The organism is Halorubrum sodomense, assembly GCF_900111935.1.
In the GTDB taxonomy this organism is placed as follows: domain Archaea; phylum Halobacteriota; class Halobacteria; order Halobacteriales; family Haloferacaceae; genus Halorubrum; species Halorubrum sodomense.
The window spans coordinates 580,094-597,485 of record NZ_FOYN01000001.1; the positions used below are offsets into that span (position 1 = coordinate 580,094).

At 69.4% G+C, this 17,392-nt stretch carries 20 protein-coding genes; 8 read left to right on the top strand and 12 right to left on the bottom strand.

What is annotated here, in order from left to right:
• The 4 genes from BM286_RS02995 to BM286_RS03010 form a co-directional block, all read right to left on the bottom strand.
• Entirely contained in the window at positions 1-954 is a 954-nt protein-coding gene (locus BM286_RS02995; RefSeq protein ID WP_167603297.1) for an ABC transporter substrate-binding protein, read from the bottom strand.
• 241 nt (positions 955-1,195) lie between these two features.
• Positions 1,196-2,026 (bottom strand): Nmad3 family putative nucleotide modification protein, encoded by an 831-nt coding sequence (locus BM286_RS03000; protein ID WP_092920105.1) that lies wholly within the window; start codon positions 2,024-2,026, stop codon positions 1,196-1,198.
• Between the two features lie 16 nt (positions 2,027-2,042).
• A complete protein-coding gene (locus BM286_RS03005) occupies positions 2,043-2,636 on the bottom strand; it encodes a DJ-1/PfpI family protein (RefSeq protein WP_092920106.1) in 594 nt (197 codons plus the stop codon).
• Between the two features lie 270 nt (positions 2,637-2,906).
• On the bottom strand, positions 2,907-3,086 hold the full coding sequence (locus tag BM286_RS03010; RefSeq protein WP_092920107.1) for a hypothetical protein: 180 nt from the start codon (positions 3,084-3,086) through the stop codon (positions 2,907-2,909).
• 217 nt (positions 3,087-3,303) lie between these two features.
• On the opposite strand from BM286_RS03010, the gene BM286_RS03015 reads away from it, so the two are divergent.
• The gene (locus tag BM286_RS03015; RefSeq protein WP_092920108.1) at positions 3,304-3,960 is read left to right on the top strand and encodes a helix-turn-helix domain-containing protein; all 657 of its coding nucleotides are present in this window, start codon (positions 3,304-3,306) and stop codon (positions 3,958-3,960) included.
• A 34-nt stretch (positions 3,961-3,994) separates the two neighbouring features.
• Here BM286_RS03015 and BM286_RS03020 read toward each other — a convergent pair whose 3' ends face one another.
• Positions 3,995-4,897, bottom strand: coding sequence for an acyltransferase (locus tag BM286_RS03020; protein ID WP_092920109.1), 903 nt, complete (start codon positions 4,895-4,897; stop codon positions 3,995-3,997).
• 63 nt (positions 4,898-4,960) lie between these two features.
• Positions 4,961-5,137, bottom strand: coding sequence for a hypothetical protein (locus BM286_RS15420; RefSeq protein ID WP_158293682.1), 177 nt, complete (start codon positions 5,135-5,137; stop codon positions 4,961-4,963).
• Between the two features lie 270 nt (positions 5,138-5,407).
• On the opposite strand from BM286_RS15420, the gene BM286_RS03025 reads away from it, so the two are divergent.
• The 4 genes from BM286_RS03025 (at position 5,408) to BM286_RS03040 (ending at position 8,424) form a co-directional block, all read left to right on the top strand.
• Positions 5,408-6,481: an aldo/keto reductase gene (locus tag BM286_RS03025; protein ID WP_092920110.1), complete on the top strand. Its 1,074-nt coding sequence runs from the start codon at positions 5,408-5,410 to the stop codon at positions 6,479-6,481.
• A gap of 292 nt (positions 6,482-6,773) precedes the next feature.
• Entirely contained in the window at positions 6,774-7,514 is a 741-nt protein-coding gene (locus BM286_RS03030) for a helix-turn-helix domain-containing protein (RefSeq protein WP_092920111.1), read from the top strand.
• A gap of 48 nt (positions 7,515-7,562) precedes the next feature.
• Complete coding sequence (locus tag BM286_RS03035) at positions 7,563-7,754, top strand: hypothetical protein (protein WP_092920112.1); 192 nt, start codon at positions 7,563-7,565, stop codon at positions 7,752-7,754.
• Positions 7,755-8,049: 295 nt separating this feature from the next.
• Positions 8,050-8,424 carry a hypothetical protein gene (locus BM286_RS03040; protein ID WP_092920113.1) on the top strand — a complete coding sequence of 125 codons (375 nt, stop codon included), beginning with the start codon at positions 8,050-8,052 and terminating at the stop codon, positions 8,422-8,424.
• A gap of 223 nt (positions 8,425-8,647) precedes the next feature.
• On the opposite strand, the gene BM286_RS03045 is transcribed toward BM286_RS03040, so the two are convergent.
• Both BM286_RS03045 and BM286_RS03050 read right to left on the bottom strand, forming a co-directional pair.
• Entirely contained in the window at positions 8,648-10,042 is a 1,395-nt protein-coding gene (locus tag BM286_RS03045; protein WP_092920114.1) for a M28 family peptidase, read from the bottom strand.
• Between the two features lie 91 nt (positions 10,043-10,133).
• Entirely contained in the window at positions 10,134-10,469 is a 336-nt protein-coding gene (locus BM286_RS03050) for a DUF7113 family protein (RefSeq protein ID WP_092920115.1), read from the bottom strand.
• Positions 10,470-10,588: 119 nt separating this feature from the next.
• Between BM286_RS03050 and BM286_RS03055 the strand changes: the two genes are divergently transcribed.
• Together BM286_RS03055 and BM286_RS03060 are read left to right on the top strand one after the other, a co-directional pair.
• Complete coding sequence (locus BM286_RS03055) at positions 10,589-12,469, top strand: ATP-binding protein (protein ID WP_092920116.1); 1,881 nt, start codon at positions 10,589-10,591, stop codon at positions 12,467-12,469.
• 103 nt (positions 12,470-12,572) lie between these two features.
• Entirely contained in the window at positions 12,573-13,028 is a 456-nt protein-coding gene (locus tag BM286_RS03060) for a universal stress protein (RefSeq protein ID WP_092920117.1), read from the top strand.
• Between the two features lie 12 nt (positions 13,029-13,040).
• Here the strand turns inward: BM286_RS03060 and BM286_RS03065 are convergent, their stop codons facing one another.
• Positions 13,041-13,337: a transcriptional regulator gene (locus tag BM286_RS03065; RefSeq protein WP_092920118.1), complete on the bottom strand. Its 297-nt coding sequence runs from the start codon at positions 13,335-13,337 to the stop codon at positions 13,041-13,043.
• 140 nt (positions 13,338-13,477) lie between these two features.
• Between BM286_RS03065 and BM286_RS03070 the strand changes: the two genes are divergently transcribed.
• A complete protein-coding gene (locus BM286_RS03070; RefSeq protein WP_092920119.1) occupies positions 13,478-14,209 on the top strand; it encodes a DUF4013 domain-containing protein in 732 nt (243 codons plus the stop codon).
• 53 nt (positions 14,210-14,262) lie between these two features.
• Here BM286_RS03070 and BM286_RS03075 read toward each other — a convergent pair whose 3' ends face one another.
• The 3 genes from BM286_RS03075 to BM286_RS03085 all read right to left on the bottom strand — a co-directional run bounded on the left by BM286_RS03075 (position 14,263) and on the right by BM286_RS03085 (position 17,387).
• Positions 14,263-14,739 carry a 50S ribosomal protein L11 gene (locus tag BM286_RS03075; protein WP_092920120.1) on the bottom strand — a complete coding sequence of 159 codons (477 nt, stop codon included), beginning with the start codon at positions 14,737-14,739 and terminating at the stop codon, positions 14,263-14,265.
• 573 nt (positions 14,740-15,312) lie between these two features.
• Positions 15,313-16,689 (bottom strand): MFS transporter, encoded by a 1,377-nt coding sequence (locus tag BM286_RS03080; RefSeq protein ID WP_092920121.1) that lies wholly within the window; start codon positions 16,687-16,689, stop codon positions 15,313-15,315.
• The gene (locus tag BM286_RS03085; RefSeq protein ID WP_092920122.1) at positions 16,686-17,387 is read right to left on the bottom strand and encodes a TetR/AcrR family transcriptional regulator; all 702 of its coding nucleotides are present in this window, start codon (positions 17,385-17,387) and stop codon (positions 16,686-16,688) included. Before BM286_RS03085 ends, BM286_RS03080 begins: the two co-directional genes overlap by 4 nt.
• Between the last annotated feature and the right edge of the window lie 5 nt (positions 17,388-17,392).

Genomic DNA, 17,392 nt, shown 5'->3' on the forward strand with positions numbered 1-17,392 from the left:
TCAGTCCGCCGTCGCCTCGGGCTCGTCCTCCTCGGACTCGGCCTCGTCGTCCGGGAGCACGCCCTCGTTTTCGACCTCCTCCGCGGTCCCGACGTCGGCGTCGTCCGGGACGAACCCCTTGTCGCGCATCCAGTCCGTGGTGGCGTCGATCCGCTCCTCGTCGGGGGCGCGCACGGGGAGGAACTCGCGGAGCTCGAACTCCTCGCGGAGCCGCTCGAAGTTCACGTCGTCGAAGGCGGGCTTGTCCGCCGCCTCGTCCTCCAGCAGCTCGATGTACCGGTCCGTGTACCCCTCGAGGTCGTCGTTGATGTCGGCGACGGCGCGGTTCAGCGCCGCGAGGAACCCCTCCAGCTTCTCCGGCTCGGGCTGCTCGCGCGTCGTGATGGCCGCGCGGCACGGGCCGTCGAACACCTCCTTCAGCTCCTCGTCGTACCGGCCGAGGGTGACGAACGGCTCGAGCACCGCGATGGAGTCGACCTCGCCGTCCTTGACCGCCTCGAAGCGCTCCTCCGCCTCGCCGACGTGCTCTAAGACGATGTCGTCCTCCTCGAGCCCCTCGTTCTCCAGCATCTCGCGCATCGAGTAGAACGAGGTGGCGTACTTGTTGATCCCCATCGGTCGACCACGCAGGTCGTCGATGGTCTCGGCGTCGTCGTCGTCGCGGACGAAGACGACGCGGTCCCACTCGCTATACGAGCCCACGATGTCGCGGTCGGTCTCGGAGGCTTCCTGGACCGCGTTCCACTCGCAGACGCCGTGGGTGCCGCCGTCCTCGTCCATGTCGTCCCACCAGTCGGCGTCGAAGGCGTTCTCCCCTTCGAAGTCCTGCGTTCCCGGCGCGAAGTACGAGAGGTCGGCCTCGACCCCCTCGTCCTCGAAGTACCCCTTCTCTTCCGCGACGTCCTGCACGAGCTTCCACGTGAAGTATTCGTGCGAGATATTCAGGTCTGACATCGAATACACCATAGTTTTATTTTGGGGTATAAATCACGAAACCGACAAACATGTGAGGTGGAACCCTCTTCGCGCAAATATTACGGGCGCCGAATATGTTCGGTTTTCGATTCGACCGCCTCGGCGACAAAATCGGCCGTAGACGCCCCGATAGCGCTTTTTCGATTCCGGGAGAGGCTGTCTTCCCGCAATCACCGGCAATACTTGGGTATTTCTGCGTTGACACCCGAACCCCGCCGACTCAGGGCCGATCGATCCGCGCCAGCAACCGACTCGTCGCCGCCGCGTCGAAGGCCATCGGGCGGCGCCACCACGGGCCCTTCCCGGAGTCGCTCGACAGGTCGGTGACGATCGGGTTCGCTTCGCTCCCGGCGTCGGGCGAACTCAGCGGGACGACCCGGTCGAAGAGCCCCGACGCTTCGGGGTCACCGACCGCGACGACGCGGGCGTCGAACGGATCGCGCTTCAGGTGCGCGTTCGTCGGGGCGCGCTCGGCGGCGACCGCGCGGTCGACGACGCCCCCGCCGTCTCCTTCCTCGTCTCCGCCCGAGAGTACCCGCTCGACCCGCATCCCCGCGAAGAGGTACGCGCCCCAGTCGGGCGCGAGGTCGTCGTTGACCGCTATCCCGCGCTCGCGGAGCCACGCGCCGTCGCGGTCGTCGGCGCCCGCGTCGCCGGGACGCTCCTCGCCCGGGCCCGCCCACCCGTACGGTCGCGGCGTCAGCGTCGCGTAAAACAGGAGCCGGTCGCCGGGCCCGAGCGCAGCGATGCGGCCCGCCTTGACCCCGTACGGGTCGCCGTAAGTCGCGCGCTCGCGGCCGTGGACCCCCGGGAACTCCGGGTCGGCGTGGACGGGCGTCTCGCGCAGGCTCGCCGGGACGGCGAAGGGGAGATCGAGGTCGCCGTACGTCGGCATCGACTCGTCGACCGGGAACCGCTCGCGCGGCAGCGTCGCCGCCGACTCCGGGATCGGAACGTACGCGAAGGAGCCGTCCGGGTAGACGGGGCCGCGGAACCCCGGCTCGTTCGTGTTGGCGGCGACGTTGACCGCGAGGGCTCGGGGGTCCGACATCGGGGTTCCGGACGCGTCAGTCCGCGGTCGCCGCCGTCGCCTCGTGGTCTATCTCCGTGCCGAGGAGGTCGAGGAACTCCGCGATCCACTCGGGGTGGTCGGGCCACGCCTGCCCGGTGACGAGGTTGCCGTCGGTCGTCACGCCGTCGACCCACGAACAGCCGGCGGCCTCGACCTCGGGTCTGACGGCGGGGTACGCCGTCATCTCGTAGCCGTCGAGCACGCCCGCCGCCGCGAGGATCTGCGGGCCGTGACAGATCGACGCGACCGGCTTGTCGGCCTCGAAGAAGTGCCGAACCGCGTCGAGCACTTCCTCGTAGCCCCGGAGGTACTCGGGCGCGCGCCCGCCGGGGACGACGAGGGCGTCGTAGTCGGCCGGGTCGACGTCGTCGAAGCCGTGCGTGAGCTCGAAGTCGTGGCCGCGCGTCTCCAGGTACGTCTGGTCGCCGCGGAAGTCGTGGATCGCGGTCTTGACTGACTCCCCGCTCTCCCGCTCCGGGCAGACGGCGTGGACCTCGTGGCCGACCGCCTGGAGCGCCTGGAACGGGACCATTATCTCGTAGTCCTCCCCGAAGTCGCCGACGATCATCAGGATCCGCTGTCCTGTCATGTGTGTAACACCGGCTGTTGATACGCGCTACTACCCAATAACGGTACTGGCGACTGGTAACACACCGCCCGATCTCGCGGGCGACGTGCTTGCCGGACAGCGGAGGCGCGACGGCGCGGATCGGTGACTCGCACTCCGCCGAGGCACTCGATGCCGGTCACTTCGAACCGGGCTCTCCCGCTCCCCGCGTCGGCCGCGACGACGTCCCAGCCGTGCGCGTTGACGATGGTTCGGCCGACCGGGAGGCCGACCGGCCCGGCCCGCGGCGCGTCAGTCCGCCAGCTCGACCACCATCACTTCCACGTCCGAATCCGTCCCGTTGGTACGGTACTCCCAGGTCCCGCGGGGGTCGATGCCGTTTTCGAGGGCGGTGAGAATCACCTGACCGAGAGCCGCCTCGAACTCCTCTGGACTCGACATCTCGTCGTCTGAAGTGAAGTCGGTTGTCATGGTGGGCAGCACACGCGACTGCGATACGACGCCGCCGGATCGTGAGAGTTACCACCACACGGACGAGGGACCGCAGCCGCGTGTCTCAACGACATATGACACGGCTTCGCACGGCATAACAGTACCGGAACGCATGGTACACCAAGTTACTATCGGCGCCGTCAGAGCACCGCTACCGAGTCTTTAACGCGGTTGCGCCAGAACGGGAACGTATCTGATGAGCGTTATCGTCGAGATAACTGTCCCATCTACGGCGTTCGAGTTAGGACAGATCCTCCGGGTCGAACCGCCGACCGAGGTCACGCTCGAGACGATGGTGCCGCTCGGCGGGCGACCGACACCGTTCGTCCGGATCCGGAACGACGCCCGGGAATCGTTCGAGCGCACCGTCCGCGACCACCCCTCGGTCGACGAGATCCGACTCGTCAACACGCACGACGACGAGACGCTGTACGCGTTGGACTGGGAGCCCTCCGAGGCCTCGCTGCTGCGGCGGATCCTCGACCTGGACGCGGTGGTACTCGGCGCGACCGGCACCGCCGACGCCTGGGAGTTCGAACTCCGCTTCCCGACCCACGAGGCGCTCTCGGCGTTTCAGGACTACTACGTCGACGAGGACATCGAGGTGTCGGTCGCGCGAATCTACAACCCGACGAAACCCGACGCCGGTCCGTGGTACGGGCTGACGTCCCCGCAGCGCGAGACGCTCGCGGCCGCCGTTGACGCCGGGTACTACTCGCTGCCGCGCGAGATATCCACGCAGGAGCTCGCGGACTCGTTCGACATCTCCGACCAGGCCGTGACCGAACGCCTCCGGCGCGGCATCGCCACGCTGGTACGGAACACGCTGTTGGTCGACGAGGAGGAGAGTTGACCGCCGCGACACCCGTTTTCCGCCGGACGGACCCTCAGTTCGGCGGTCGGAGGTCCCGCTCGAACTCGTCGAACCGTTCGAGGTCCTCGGGGAGGTCGTACTCGATCTCGCGCTCGTCCTGGTTGTCGGGGAGCCGCCCGTCCTCCAGTTCCTCGGCGGTCTCCTCCCAACCGGGCTTCACGCGGACGCTGCGCGCGGGCGAGCCGACGACGACGTGGTGGGCCGGAACGTCTCCCTGGACCACCGAGCGCGCGCCGACGACGCTGTTCTCCCCGATTCGGCAGCCGGCTCGGACCATCGCGTCGTAGGTGACGCGCGCGTCGGCCTCGACGATCGTGTGGAAGTTCCGGACCTCCGTCTGGTCGACGATGTCGTGGTCGTGGCTGTAGAGGTGGACGCCGTCGGAGACCGACGCGCGGTCGCCGATCGTCAGCTTCCCGCGGTCGTCGAGGTGGACGTCGTCGTGGATCACGACGTTGTCGCCGACCTCGATGTTGTGGCCGTAGGTGACGGAGATACCCTTGAAGAAGCGGCAGTTCTCTCCGCACTCGGCGAACAGGTGGTCCCCGAGCATCTGCCGGAACCGGAGCGCGAACTCGACGTTGTCGGCCATCGGCGTGGCGTCGAACTGCCGCCAGAGCCACTGGAGGTGTTTCGAGCGCTGGAACCGGTCCTCGTCCTTCTCGGCGTAGTACTCCGACTCCAGCGTCGCGTTACACGGGTCGTACCCCTGGAGACGGACGCGCTCGGCGCGCGACACGGGCTCGCCGTCCTGCCACGCCTCCCACGCCTCGCGGTCGCCGTGGAGGTCGATCAGCACGTCGCGGACGACCTCGCAGGTGTCCTCGTCCGAGGAGAGCCGCTCGTCCACCTCGTCGATGAACCCTCGGACCCCGGCCTCGGCGCCGTCCGGCAGGGACACGTGTCGCTTTGTCATCGGCGCCCTTTCGTCGCCGTCCCTCAAAGGGATTCGGTTGTGCGATCGCGGCGCCCGATCCGGTCAGTGTAGTTCGGCGTCGACGAACAGGGCGACGAGCACGCCCACGAACGCGACCGTGAAGACCGGGGCGATCGCGGCCCTACCGAACGAGAGCAGCAGGGCGGTGACCGAGACGACGGCGATCGCCGCGAGCAGGGCGACGATCGCGTCGAGTCGACGGCGGAGGGCGTCGTCCATGCCTCCACGGTTGGCGACGAGGGAGTAATATCCGACGGTCCGGGCCGTGACGCCGTGCCGCATTCTGCCACGGTCGCGGGGGGGTCCGCCGCGGTCGCTAGGAATCCGCCGCGGTCGCCAGGAATCCGCCGCGGTCGCTAGGAATCCGCCGCGGTCGCCAGGAATCCGCCGCGGTCGCGGGGGGTCTACCGCGGTCGTCGGAACCCCGTCGATTCCGCTCTCCCGGGACCGACCGCGCCCGATAAGTGTCCCGACCGCCAACCGACCGGTATGGAACACCGCGAACTCGGTAACTCGGGCGTCGAGGTCTCGGAGGTCGGCTTCGGCGCGTGGGTCGTCGGCACCGACTGGTGGGGCGACCGCTCGGACGACCAGGCGGTCGAGATGGTCGAGGAGGCGCTCGACGCCGGCGTCACCTACGTCGACACCGGCGACGTGTACGGCCACGGCGACAGCGAGGAGATCATCGGGAAAGCGATCGACGGCCGCCGCGACGAGGTGACGCTGTCGACGAAGGTCGGCTACGACTTCTACGACAACCCCCAGGCCGGCCACGGCGAGCTCCCGAAGGAGCTGAACCGCGAGTACCTCACCGAGGCGTTCGAGGCCTCGCTCGACCGGCTCGACACCGACTACGTCGACGTGCTCCAGCTCCACAACGCCGACGTCGACGAGGTGACGCCCGAGGTGCGCGACCTCCTCAGCGAGTGGAAGGCCGACGGTCGCGTCGGCGCGCTCGGCTGGGCGCTCGGCCCCTCGATCGGCTGGCTCGCGGAGGGCGACGCCGCGATCGAGTACGAGGAGTTCGACGCGGTCCAGACCGTCTTCAACCTCTTCGAGCAGGAGCCCGGTCGCCACTTCGTCGAGACGATCCGCGAGTCCGGCTCGGACACATCCGTCATCGCCCGCGTCCCGCACTCGTCGGGCCTGCTCAACGAGCAGGTGACGCCTGACACCGTCCTCGGGGACGGCGACCACCGCTCGCACCGCCCGGAGGAGTGGTACGAGACGGGCTGGGAGAAGGTGGAGGCGATCCGCTTCCTCGAGGACCCGGACCACGCGGAGGGCACGCGCACGATGGCGCAGGCCGCGATCCGGTGGCTGCTCGCGCACGACGAGGTCGCCTCCGTCACGCCCACCTTCCGCGACGGCGACGACATCGCCGAGTGGAGCGCCGCGAGCGAGGTGCCCCCGATCTCCGACGCCGAGTACGAGCGCCTCGACGAACTGTACGCCCGCAACTTCGACGTCGACCGCGACGACGGGATGGACGTCCTCCGCACCTCCGTCGACGGCGAGGACATCGAGGCGGCCGGCCTCGACAAGCGCGCGGCCTCGTACTGAGCGGCGACGAGTCCCCTTTTCGCCGACCCGGACTGACCCGCTTCTTTCGCCTCGAAACCGCACGACAGCGACGGGCCGCGACCGCGCAGAACCACTTTCACCGCGCCCCGGCCCGGCCGCGCCGCTGGCGGGCACGGAAACGGTGGCTCGGTGGAAACCCGTCGTCACAAGGGGCTCGGTGGGGGTAACCGACTCGTCATCGCCACCACGCCGACCGTTGCGCAGTCGCGGATATAAATGGCTCGCGACCGGTCCGGAACCCGTTTGAACCTCGACGCCCTCGGGTCCGCCTATGCGGGAGGTGACGTTCCGGATCCACCACGCCGGGGAGCCGGAGTGCGAGGTGAGCGCTCGCCACCCGGAGGTGCGCTACCGGTCCGTCTCGTCGATGACCGGGAGCGGGCCCGAGCGCAAGCGGATCGCCGAACTCACCGGGCCGCCGGCCGAGATCGAGGCGTTCGTCGAGGAGTTCCGGGAGTTCGACCTGATCGTGTCCGCGGAGCCGCTGGCGCCGATCGAGGGGACCCACGCGTACGTCGCCCTGACGATCGACGTCTCGGCGGCCGACTGGGAGGGAATCAGCGAGCGCTTCTCGCGGATGGGGATCCACTACCGGACGGGGACGACCATCTCCGGGGGCGTCGAGCGCTGGACGGCGTACCTGGAGGACGCCGACGACCTCTCGGCGGTGATGCGCGAGCTGGAACGCGGCGGCAACGAGGTGGAGCTGGCCCGGAACGTGGAGCTCGCGTCGATCGAGCGCTCCCCGCAGCTCCCCGCGTCCGGCCTCCTCGACGGGCTCACCGACAGGCAGCGGGAGGTCCTCGCGACCGCGATCGCCGCGGGCTACTACGACCACGGCGGCGGCGTCGGCGTCGAGGAGGTGGCGGCCGAGCTCGGACTCGGCACGACGACAGTGTGGGAACACCTCTCACGCGCCGAGTCCGCGGTGATGAACGCGCTGTTCGACCGGTTCGCCGAGGGCGAGCCGGTCGGGGCCGTCCGCGAGACCGATCGGTCTGATTCGTCGTAGATACGGCTCAGACCAACGTTTTTGTAGCTTCGAGACGGAGCGCCGCGTATGGACGACGGAACCGTCTCCGTGCCGGACGAGCAGTACGAGCGCCTCGCGGCCCTCGCCGCCGCCCGCGGCGTGAGCCCGGAGACGCAGGTCGCCCGGCTCATCGACGACGCGTACGCCGGCCTCGACGCCGACGGCGACGCCCCCGAGTCGCTCCCGCTCGGCGTCTGCGACGGCTCCGACGAGGAGTGAGTCGAGCGGCGGGAGGGCCAGGCGTCCGTGAGCTGCCGTGCCGGGCTCGACGGATCGATCGGCCGCCCTGTTATGCTCTCAACGCATTAGCCGCTGACTGTCGGGGGAAACACTGTCCCCGCAGGCGCGCTGTCGCCCCGGGCCGTGGCGGGCCGAAGCGTTCCGCCGACCGTTCGGAAAGTCACCGCGGCTCCGGGGCCGGAACCCGCGCATACGCTGCGTCCGCTACTGCCGAGTAATTTCAAACAGTTGTTAGGACGGTACTTTTATTAGTCGAAAACGTACCCGTGCTGGTATGGGACTGTTTAGCAGTGGACCGAGTTACACCGATCGTGAAGAAAAGATGCTGGACTTAGTGTTCAACAGTTCGAATGACGGGAAGAGGAGAGACGCGATCGACAAATTGGCCCGCACTGAGAACGCGGCGACGGCCTTAGACGAGATCGCGTACGACCACAGCGAACGGTGGGTGCGCCGAGAGGCTATTGACAAGTTGGAGTATGCTCGGGGGAAAGAAGAGCTAATGGAGCTCGCTTTCGACCTGGACGACGAAGATCTCCGGTTACGGTGCGTCGAGGCATTGGACTCGATTAACGCGGGTTCAGAACTAGCCGAAATCGCTCAGTACGACGACGGCTCCGTCGGCAAAAAGGCGTCCAAAGTGATGTAGTTCGGCGGGAACAGTTAACTCCCGGACACGACCGACAGCCCGTATCGGGAGGTTCGGACGGCCGGATGCAGAGCCTAACTGCCCTTCGAGATCTCAGTCGCCGAACACGCTCCGTACACTCAGTACGACTCTAACACGAACGTCGACCGAGGACTTCGCCACGGCCGTCGATCCGATCTCCGTCTCGGTCCCGGTCGCGCTCGCTCCGACTCTTCCGCCGCCGTCACCCGTCGTAGGGCCACCGCCCGCCCGTCTTCAGCTCCTCGACGTACCCCTCGTCGATGGCGTCGCGGATCGACTCTCGCGACCGGTGTTCGGCCTCGACTCCCCCCGTCGCGAACCGGGAGACGGCCGCCGTGACGAGCGTCGCCATCTCGCGGAGGTCACGGGAGTCGAGCTTGTCGAGGGTGTCGGCGTGGGTATGACCCCAGCCGCGGCCGGACTGGTCGCTCGTCGTCGAGGCCATCACGGCCGGGATCCCCTCCTGAACGAACGCCCACTGGTCGCCGTGCGGCGAGATCGTCTCGCCCGTTTCGAGCGGGGCGTCGAACGCGTCCGCGACCGCCTCGAACGTCGAGCGCATCTCCTCGAACCCGTTCGTCCCCACGCGGAGGTTCCGGGAGCTACAGGCGCCGTCGAGGTTGACCACGCAGGCGATCTCCTCCTCGGGCGTCGTCTCCGCGGTGTGATACGCCCCCCACAGCCCGATCTCCTCGGAGCCGAAGGTGACGAGGCGCACCCGCGTGTCGAGGTCGTCCTCCACCGTCGCGAGCAGGCGCCCGACCTCCGCGACGAGCGCCGACCCGGCACCGTTGTCGTTGGCGCCGTCGCTCACGTCGTGGGCGTCCACGTGGGCGGTGAGGTACACCGCCTCGTCGGTGTCCGGGCCGACCTCCGCGACCGCGTTCACCGAGGTCGTCGGCTCGTTCCGGCAGTCGACGTCGAGCGAGACGGTCGGGCGGTCGCCGTCCGCGGCGCCGTCTCCCGACCCGTCGCCGCCGCCCTCGGCCGCCGCGGCCAGCCGCGAGAGCCGGTCGCCGACCTCCTTCGAGACGCCGACAGCAGGGATCGGGCCCGGTCGGTTGTGGTAGCCGATCTCGCCGGTCGGCGGGAGCGCCCCCTCGATGTGGTTCCGGAAGACGAACCCGACCGCGCCGCGCTCCGCGGCCGCGACGTACTTCTCCATCCGGTGGATCCACCGGTCGCGGCTCTCCGGCGTGCGCGAGGAGGCCATCGCGACCGCCCCCTCCAGCTCGTCTTCCGCGGCCGCGAACTCCTCGTCGGTGCCGTCGCCCACGTCGACGAGCGGGGCCGTCACCTCGCCGCTCGGTGTGCCGGGCAGCGCGATCACCTCGTGGGAGCTCTCGTGGTGCCGCTCGACGGGTCCCGACACCGACAGCGACGACTCGCCGCGCCACCAGCCGGGTATCTCGAACTCGTCGAGGCCGGCGTTCCGCAGGCCGGCTTCCTCGAACGCCTCGACGACGCGCTCGGCGCCGCGGCGCTCGCCGGTCGATCCCGCCATGCGATTCCCGATGTCGGTCAGGTCGGTGAGGAGGTCCCACCCGAAGTCGCTCGTCCGCGCGTCGCCCACGACGCGGTCCGGTAGCTCGGTCATACGAAGTGGTAGGGCCGCGGGTGAAAAGGGGTTGCGGGAAGCGGAGCGGCGACCGTCTCACTTCGGCTCGTCGGCGTCTTCGGCCGCGGGGTCAGGCCGGATCCGCAGCGCTCACTTCGACCTCGACCTCGTCGGGGTCGACGCCGATCCGGGCGAACTGCGTCCGGACGTGGTCGCGGGCCGCCTCGACCGCCTGGTCGCGGGTGTCGAACCCGCGGGGCATCGGCTCCTCGAAGGCGACGCGGATCTCCTCGCCGTCGACGACGAGCGGGGAGCCGCCGCTCTCGACCTCGTAGAAGGAGTCGCACACCCACACGTACGGCGCGTCCTCGTCCGGCGCGCCCTTGTAGGCGGGCGGCTCCTCGCCGCGCTCGAACACCGTGCCGGTGAGGTCCGTCCCGCCGCCGCTGCCGCGAACGAGTATCATGCCACGGGTACGGGGTCGAGCGGGATAAGGGCGCCGTGACGCCTGAGCGGTGGGAGAGCGACACGCACGGTCGCCGCCCGAGGGCAAACGCTTTCGGCCCGGCGACCGGTGGATCCGCCATGACGCTGGAGGATTTCACCGAGTTCAACGGTGACGACGACGCCGACGGCCGCGCGGACGAGGTCGACTCCGCGGCCGACGGCGGAAGCGCCGCTGACGCCGCCGACGCGCCCGGAGCCACCGCGGGGGCGGACGCGTCGTCGGGCGGGTCCGACGCGCGCGACGACGCCGAGGACGACGCCTTCGCCGCTTACGAGGCGACGCCGGCCGGCAGCGACGCGGGGCTCGGCGTCGTGTCGGTGTCGCAGGGGCTCCGCGTGGCCGAGGACGAGGAGGAGACGTCGCTGAAGGCGTTCGTCACGACGGACAACCGCGAGTCGGTGCGGCTCGGCAAGTACCTCCTGATCCCGTACCCGGACGGCGAGCGCCTGTTCTGTCGGATCACGGGCCTGGAGTACGCGCAGGAGTTCCAGTCGGACGACGCGACCGAGATCCACGCCCGTCGGCAGATGCGCCGCGACGAGTTCGCCGAGCGCGACTACAAGTTCGTCGCCGACCTGGAGCCGATGTCGGTGGTGTACGGCGAGGGCGAGGAGATGAAACGCCGGATGACGGACCGAGTTCCGAAGCCGGGCGCCGTCGTCGAGGAGGCGGCCGACGACGCCGAGATCAAGACGGGGCTGAAGATCCCCGACGACGGCGTCTTCCTCGGCCACCTCTCGGTCGGCGGCGAGAAGGTGCGGACCGCCGCGGAGCCCCCCACGGTCGACTACCGCGTGAAGGACGACTACGCCGACGGCGACCCGCTCGCCTTCCGGCACACGCTCGTCGCCGGCGGCACCGGATCGGGGAAGACGCACGCCTCGAAGAACGTCCTCCGGCAGTACCTCGATTCCGACCGGACCTACCCGATGGGCGACGGCCGCGAGTCGCGGATGGCGGTCGTCCAGTTCGACCCGCAAGACGAGTACGCGCAGATGCACGACGACAACCCCGACCTCGACGACGCGTTCGCCCGGCGGCTGGAGCGCGAGGGGATCGCCCACGGCGGCCACGACGACACCGTCGCCCTCGTGCCCCGCGTCGCGAACGCGACGTACCCCGGCGAGGGCCACCGCGCCGAGCGCGTCGAGTTCACGATACCCTTCTCGCTGGCGCGGGAGATGCCGTGGCTCGTCGCGGGCTCCGGGCTCAACGACAACCAGTACCCCGCGCTGCTGACGCTGCTCAACCGCTTCTTCGACAGCTACGGCGACTCGGGGACGTACAGCCAGTTCCTCTCGTACCTCGACGACCCGGCGCTCAAAGAGGAGCTCCACGAGAGCGGCCGGGTCCACGAGGCGACCTTCGACGCCGTCAAGCGCCGGGTCCGCGGGGTCCCGGGCGGCGTGTTCGACCAGGACGCGAAGCCGATCACGGAGCTGGACCACACGCTCGTCCGTCCCGGCGGGCTCTCGGTCGTCCCCACCTACCACCTGCCGACCTCCCGGCAGAAGGAGATCGTCGTCCTCGCGGTCGCGGGGCTGCTCATCGACGACAAGCTCTCGAACGACCCGGACAGCGACCGGATCAAGGAGACGCCGCTCCTCGTCGGGATGGACGAGGCCCACAACTTCCTCGCCGACGCCGACAACGTCCAGGCGCAGAAGGTGGTCCAGAAGTTCACCGAGGCCGCGAAGCAGGGCCGCAAGGAACGGCTGGGCCTGTTCCTGATCACGCAGGACCCGCAGGACGTGGCCGAATCGGTGTTCAAGCAGGTAAACACGAAGATCGTCTTGAACCTCGGCGACGAGGACGCGATCTCGAGCGTCAACATCCCGACGAACCTCGCCGGGAAGGTACCGTACATGGAGAAGGGGCAGATGGTCGTCTACTCGCCGGACAACTCCGAGCCGGTCGAGCTGATCGGGCTCTCGGAGTGCGTGACCCGGCACGATTGACGAGACGTATCCGCGCCCCTCTGCGCGACGCGGCGCGCCCCGGATTACCGCCGAGCCGGAGTCGCCGCCGCCCTTTTTATCTGGAGCGGGCGAACCGCCGCGTATGAGCAAGCGCATCCTCGTCGCGGTCGACGGGTCGGAGGAGGCGGCCGAAGCGCTGCGGTTCGCGGCCGGCGAGTGGCCCGACGCCGACCTCACGGCGCTCCACGTGATCAACCCCGCGGACTCGGCGACGGGCGCCGAGGGGGGGTTCCCGGGCGCCTCCGACCAGTGGTACAAGAGCGCCAAGCAGCGCGGCGAACGGATTCTCTCCGAGGCGGTCGACGCGGTCGATCAGGAGATCGACACGCGGCTGGAGGTCGGGCGCCCGACGAAGACGATCCTCGCCATGGCGGGCGGCGAGAAGCCTGTCGGCGAGGACGGCGACGAGCCCGGCAAACCGTTCGACCACGTCGTGCTGGCGAGTCAGGGACGAACCGGAATCTCCCGGGTCCTCCTCGGCAGCGTCGCGGAGGGCGTTGTCCGCCGCGCCGAGGTGCCCGTCACGGTCGTTCGGTGAGGGAGGCGCCGATCACTCTTCGGCCCGCTCGGCTCGTTCGGCGGCGACCACCTCGCCGACCATCGACCACCCCTCCTCGTCGGGGTCGGAGCGGCCGAGCAGGACCCGCTCGTAGTCCTCCGAGCTGATCAGCCGGAAGTCGGCGTCGCGGTCGGCGTCGGTCCGGACGCCCTCGCCGCGGAACTCCCGCTGAAAGAACTCCGTCGACGAGAACTCGAAGACGCCGGTCTCGCCGGAGTCGAGCTCGAGCCGTACCGGGCGGGGCTGGGCGTTGTGTATCCGTTTGGCGACGGGGTTGAGGTCGGGCATACCGGCGTGTCGCGCGGACGCCACTATAACGCGTCGCCTTGCCGCCGGACACGTCGACGTAACGCGTCGCCTCGCCGCCGGACACGTCGACGTAGTACTACTTTAATACCTCACGGCGCGTGTAGACCGTGAGAATCACCATGTTAGACGCATCGCTCACGTATCTCCGCGACGGCGACGACGCCGTCATCACCGCCGTCATCGGCGGGCTCCTGCTGCTCGCGAGCCCGCTCGTCATCCCATCGGTCCTGGTCCTCGGCTACCTCACGCGCGTCGTGCGGCGCACCGCCGACGGCGACGACGCCCCGCCGGCCTTCGAGGAGTGGGGAGAGCTGCTCGTCGACGGCCTGAAGGCGTTCGCCGTCGTCTTCGTCTACTCGCTGCTCCCGCTCGCGGTCGTCGCGACCGCCGCGGTCGTGAGCCTCGGCGCGTTCGTCGTGGTCCCGGGGAGCAGCGACGGCGGCGCGGGGGCGTTCCTCGGCGCCTTCGCCGTCGGGATCTTCGTCCTCGTCGCGGGGCTCGTCGCCCTCGCGCTGTCGCTCGTCGGGCTCTACGTGACGCCGGCGGCGCTCGCCGCGGTGGCGGAGTCGGGACGGGTCGGTGACGGGTTCGCCGTCGGGACGCTCTGGGGCGTCGTCACGAAGCGGGCGTACGCGACCGGGTGGCTCACGGCGGCGGTCGTCGTCCTCGCCGGCGCGCTCGCGATCGGCGTCCTCTCCGTGGTTCCGATCCTCGGGACGATCGCCGGCGTGTTCGTCCAGTTCTACGCGCTCGTCGCCGCGGCCGCGATCGTCGGCTGGACGTGGACCGACGTGCGGCCGGTCGCGACGGAACCGTCCGAGCCGGAGTCCGCGGAACGGCCCGCGGTGTAACGGGTCGGCGTCAAAATCAGCGCGGAGAAGCAAAAACGGGCCGGACGGGAGCGTTACTCGTCGAGGACGTCGTCGTACTCGCCGGCGTCGACGCGGTCGTCGAACGTCCGGGCGTCCTCGCCCTCGATGGTGACGCCGAGGGAGGCGCAGGTGCCGCCGACCTCCTTGGCGGCGGCCTTCGTGTCGTACGCGAGCAGGTCGCTCGACTTCTGCTCGGCGACCGTCTTCACCTGTTCGATGGACATGTCCGCGACGAAGTTCTTCTGAGGCTCGCCGGAGCCGGTCTCGAAGCCGGCCTCGTCCTTGATAAGCTCCGCGGTGGGCGGCACGCCGACCTCGATGGTGAACGAGCCGTCGTCGTCGTAGTCGACGGTGACGGGCACTTCCATGCCGTCGAACGCGGCGGTCTCGTCGTTGATCTGCGCGACGACGTCTTGAACGTCCACCGGCGTCGGTCCGAGCTCGGGACCGAGCGGCGGGCCGGGGGTGGCCTGCCCGCCGGGGACGAGCGCTTCGATAGTTCCAGCCATGTCCGTACGAACCCGACGCCGACTTTTAACGGTTGTTCTTTCGGGTAGGGGGAGTCAGCGGTTCGCACACCTTACATCTCGCGTAACTGGCGGTGAACGACCGTTTCGACGAGCTACGTAGATCCAGTGCGGATTTATAAAGGATCTCGATATTCCGAGTGGAGCAATAGCGAACCCCTAGCCGCTCATTTATAAATGTCTGATGCCGGATCGGCGGAGAACGCCCCCAAAGCCCCAGTCCCTCGTTTATAAATAGTTGATCGCGGTTCGGCGGCGAACACTTCCAAAGCCCCAGCCGCGAGGCGGGCGCACGCTCGCTGCGGTCCTCAGTCGCTCGTTTCACTCGCTCCTTGCGGTCCTTGCGTCGCCTGCGCCCGCCTCGCGGCTGCCCCTTTGAGTCCCACCCCGCACAGCACCGCAACCGCACCTCACACCTCCCCAGCCTCGTCGGCCTCCCTCCGGTCGGCCGACTCCCTCGCGCGTGCTGCTCGCGGCCAAGGGCCGCTCGCAGGCACGCGCCACCGCCTCGTTTATCTATAAATCGTGTCCACGCAGGGTCAAGGACGCATCCGGCTACGAATCGACCACGCTCGACGGATCGCTCGCACCCGCCTCGTCCGCGACGCGCCCGGGGAGGAACGAGCCGGTCTCCCTGCGGACGCCGAGGAGGAGGACGCAGCCGGCGAGCAGCGGGAGGACGGCGCAGGCGGCGTAGATGGGCGTGAACCCGACCGCCTCGATCAGCGGGAGCGACACCATGGGGCCGAGGCCGCCGCCCACGTCGCCGAGGACGTTGTTCGTCCCCGAGGCGCGCCCCATCCGCTCGTCGGGGGTCAGGTCCGCGAGCAGGGCCATCATCGGGCCGCTCGTCCCGCCCTGCCCGGCGCCGATGAAGACGCAGGCGAGGCCTAAGGAGACGACCGACCCGGCCCGCGCGAGCAGCAGGAACCCGACGAACGAGACGGCGAGGAACGTCAGCAGGATCGGTGTCCGGGAGTCGCGGGTGTCGGAGATCCGGCCGCCGGCGAGCATGAAGACCGCGGCCGAGACGACCGTGCCCGCCATGAACAGCCCGGAGGTCCCCTGCGGGGCGAGCCCGAACAGCGAGATGTCGTTCGCGCCGAGGAACAGGACGAGCGTCGAGAACAGCGCGCCGATGTACGCGAACATCAGCCCGAAGTTGACCAGCCCGACGGTCACGGCGGGCACGGCGGTGTCGACCTCCCACGGCTTGATCGAGTCCCCGGAGCGGTCGCTCGTGACGTGCGTCTCCGGGACGTAGCGGTGGGCGACGACGCTGGCGGTGAGCGCGAACGCGGCCGCGACGACGAACGCCGCGACGTTGCCCGCGATCGCGGAGACGATCCCGCCGAGCACGAGGCCGGCCGGGAACCCCATCGTGATCCCGCCGCGGACGATCCCCATGTTCGTCCCCCGCGAGCCGCCGTCAGAGAGGTCGGCGGCGATGGTGTACGCGGTCGCGAACACCGCGGCGGAGCCGAGCCCCCACAGGATCCGTGCGATCAGGAACCAGGTTTCCGGCGCGACGGCCGCCGCCAGCGGAGCGAACCACTCCTCGGCGCCGATGGTCACCGGGCCCGCCGCGAGCGTCGGTAGCGAGGCCGCGAGGGGACGGAGCGACTCCGCGGGCGGCATCACGAGCGCGACGACGTAACCGAGCGTGGCGACCCCCTCGACGAACAGCCCGACCACGAACGGCTTGCGCGTCCCGTATCGGTCGACGAGGGCGCCGGCGGGCGCGTTCGCGACGAGCCGGACCCACCGGTTCGCGGAGAGGATCACGCCGACCATAAACGCCGAGATACCGAGGACCGCACCGAGGTTCGGCAGGATCGGAAAGACGACGCCGCCGCCGAAGCCGACGAAGAACGTGCTCGCGATCACCGCGAGCAGCACCGGCGGCGGCCGCTCGAACCCGAAGCGGGTCATTCCGTGTCTCCCGCGGCGCCGTCGCTCTCCGACCCGTCCCGGTCCCGCCGTATGGACTCGATCCCGGCGTCGAGCGGCGGCAGCTCGACGCCATCGACGAGCAGCGGCCCCACGGTCCGCCGGAGCGCCGCCTCGGCGACCTGGCGGGTGTAGCCGTCGGCCTCGTCGCCGCGTTCGGCGCCCGCGAGGGTGATCTGTCGGGTCCGCGCGCCGTCGAGAGTCGCCACGAGCAGCGCCGCCGTCTCCTCGACGTCGACGTCGCGGAAGACGCCGGTCTCGATGCCGTCCGCCAGGATGTCGGCGACGGTCCCGCGGAGCAGCCGGTCGCTACGCGCCAACTGCTCGCGGATCCGTTCGTTGAACGGCCCCTGCGTGCGCAGTTCCAACAGCGCGATGTGGAACGCCTCGCGGTCGGCCTCGTCGGGGGCGAAGACGAACCACCCGACGAACTGGACCAGTCGGTCGACGGGCGGGTCGTCGGCGCGGGCCGCGATCCGGTCCTCGGAGTCGGAGATGACGTACTCCAGGAAGGCGACGAGCAGGTCCTCTTTCGTGTCGTAGTGGTAGTGAAGCAGCGACTTGCTCTTCGAACACTCGTCGGCGATGTCCTGCATCGTCAGGTCGGCGTAGCCGTGAGCGCGGAGGGCGCTGTACACTCCGTCCATGATCTCCTCCGCCGCGCTCGGCGCGTCGCTCATTGACT

Excerpts from the sequence above, each read along its gene's own strand:
- BM286_RS03060 (WP_092920117.1), top strand. The coding sequence starts at position 12,573 with ATGAGCAAGCGCATCCTCGTCGCGGTCGACGGGTCGGAGGAGGCGGCC.
- BM286_RS03020 (WP_092920109.1), bottom strand. The coding sequence starts at position 4,897 with ATGACAAAGCGACACGTGTCCCTGCCGGACGGCGCCGAGGCCGGGGTC.
- BM286_RS03050 (WP_092920115.1), bottom strand. The coding sequence starts at position 10,469 with ATGATACTCGTTCGCGGCAGCGGCGGCGGGACGGACCTCACCGGCACG.
- BM286_RS03005 (WP_092920106.1), bottom strand. The coding sequence starts at position 2,636 with ATGACAGGACAGCGGATCCTGATGATCGTCGGCGACTTCGGGGAGGAC.
- BM286_RS03040 (WP_092920113.1), top strand. The coding sequence starts at position 8,050 with ATGGGACTGTTTAGCAGTGGACCGAGTTACACCGATCGTGAAGAAAAG.
- BM286_RS03000 (WP_092920105.1), bottom strand. The coding sequence starts at position 2,026 with ATGTCGGACCCCCGAGCCCTCGCGGTCAACGTCGCCGCCAACACGAAC.
- BM286_RS03010 (WP_092920107.1), bottom strand. The coding sequence starts at position 3,086 with ATGACAACCGACTTCACTTCAGACGACGAGATGTCGAGTCCAGAGGAG.
- BM286_RS03025 (WP_092920110.1), top strand. The coding sequence starts at position 5,408 with ATGGAACACCGCGAACTCGGTAACTCGGGCGTCGAGGTCTCGGAGGTC.
- BM286_RS03035 (WP_092920112.1), top strand. The coding sequence starts at position 7,563 with ATGGACGACGGAACCGTCTCCGTGCCGGACGAGCAGTACGAGCGCCTC.
- BM286_RS03080 (WP_092920121.1), bottom strand. The coding sequence starts at position 16,689 with ATGACCCGCTTCGGGTTCGAGCGGCCGCCGCCGGTGCTGCTCGCGGTG.
- BM286_RS03055 (WP_092920116.1), top strand. The coding sequence starts at position 10,589 with ATGACGCTGGAGGATTTCACCGAGTTCAACGGTGACGACGACGCCGAC.
- BM286_RS03085 (WP_092920122.1), bottom strand. The coding sequence starts at position 17,387 with ATGAGCGACGCGCCGAGCGCGGCGGAGGAGATCATGGACGGAGTGTAC.
- BM286_RS15420 (WP_158293682.1), bottom strand. The coding sequence starts at position 5,137 with ATGGACGACGCCCTCCGCCGTCGACTCGACGCGATCGTCGCCCTGCTC.
- BM286_RS03070 (WP_092920119.1), top strand. The coding sequence starts at position 13,478 with ATGTTAGACGCATCGCTCACGTATCTCCGCGACGGCGACGACGCCGTC.
- BM286_RS03015 (WP_092920108.1), top strand. The coding sequence starts at position 3,304 with ATGAGCGTTATCGTCGAGATAACTGTCCCATCTACGGCGTTCGAGTTA.
- BM286_RS02995 (WP_167603297.1), bottom strand. The coding sequence starts at position 954 with ATGTCAGACCTGAATATCTCGCACGAATACTTCACGTGGAAGCTCGTG.
- BM286_RS03065 (WP_092920118.1), bottom strand. The coding sequence starts at position 13,337 with ATGCCCGACCTCAACCCCGTCGCCAAACGGATACACAACGCCCAGCCC.
- BM286_RS03045 (WP_092920114.1), bottom strand. The coding sequence starts at position 10,042 with ATGACCGAGCTACCGGACCGCGTCGTGGGCGACGCGCGGACGAGCGAC.
- BM286_RS03075 (WP_092920120.1), bottom strand. The coding sequence starts at position 14,739 with ATGGCTGGAACTATCGAAGCGCTCGTCCCCGGCGGGCAGGCCACCCCC.
- BM286_RS03030 (WP_092920111.1), top strand. The coding sequence starts at position 6,774 with ATGCGGGAGGTGACGTTCCGGATCCACCACGCCGGGGAGCCGGAGTGC.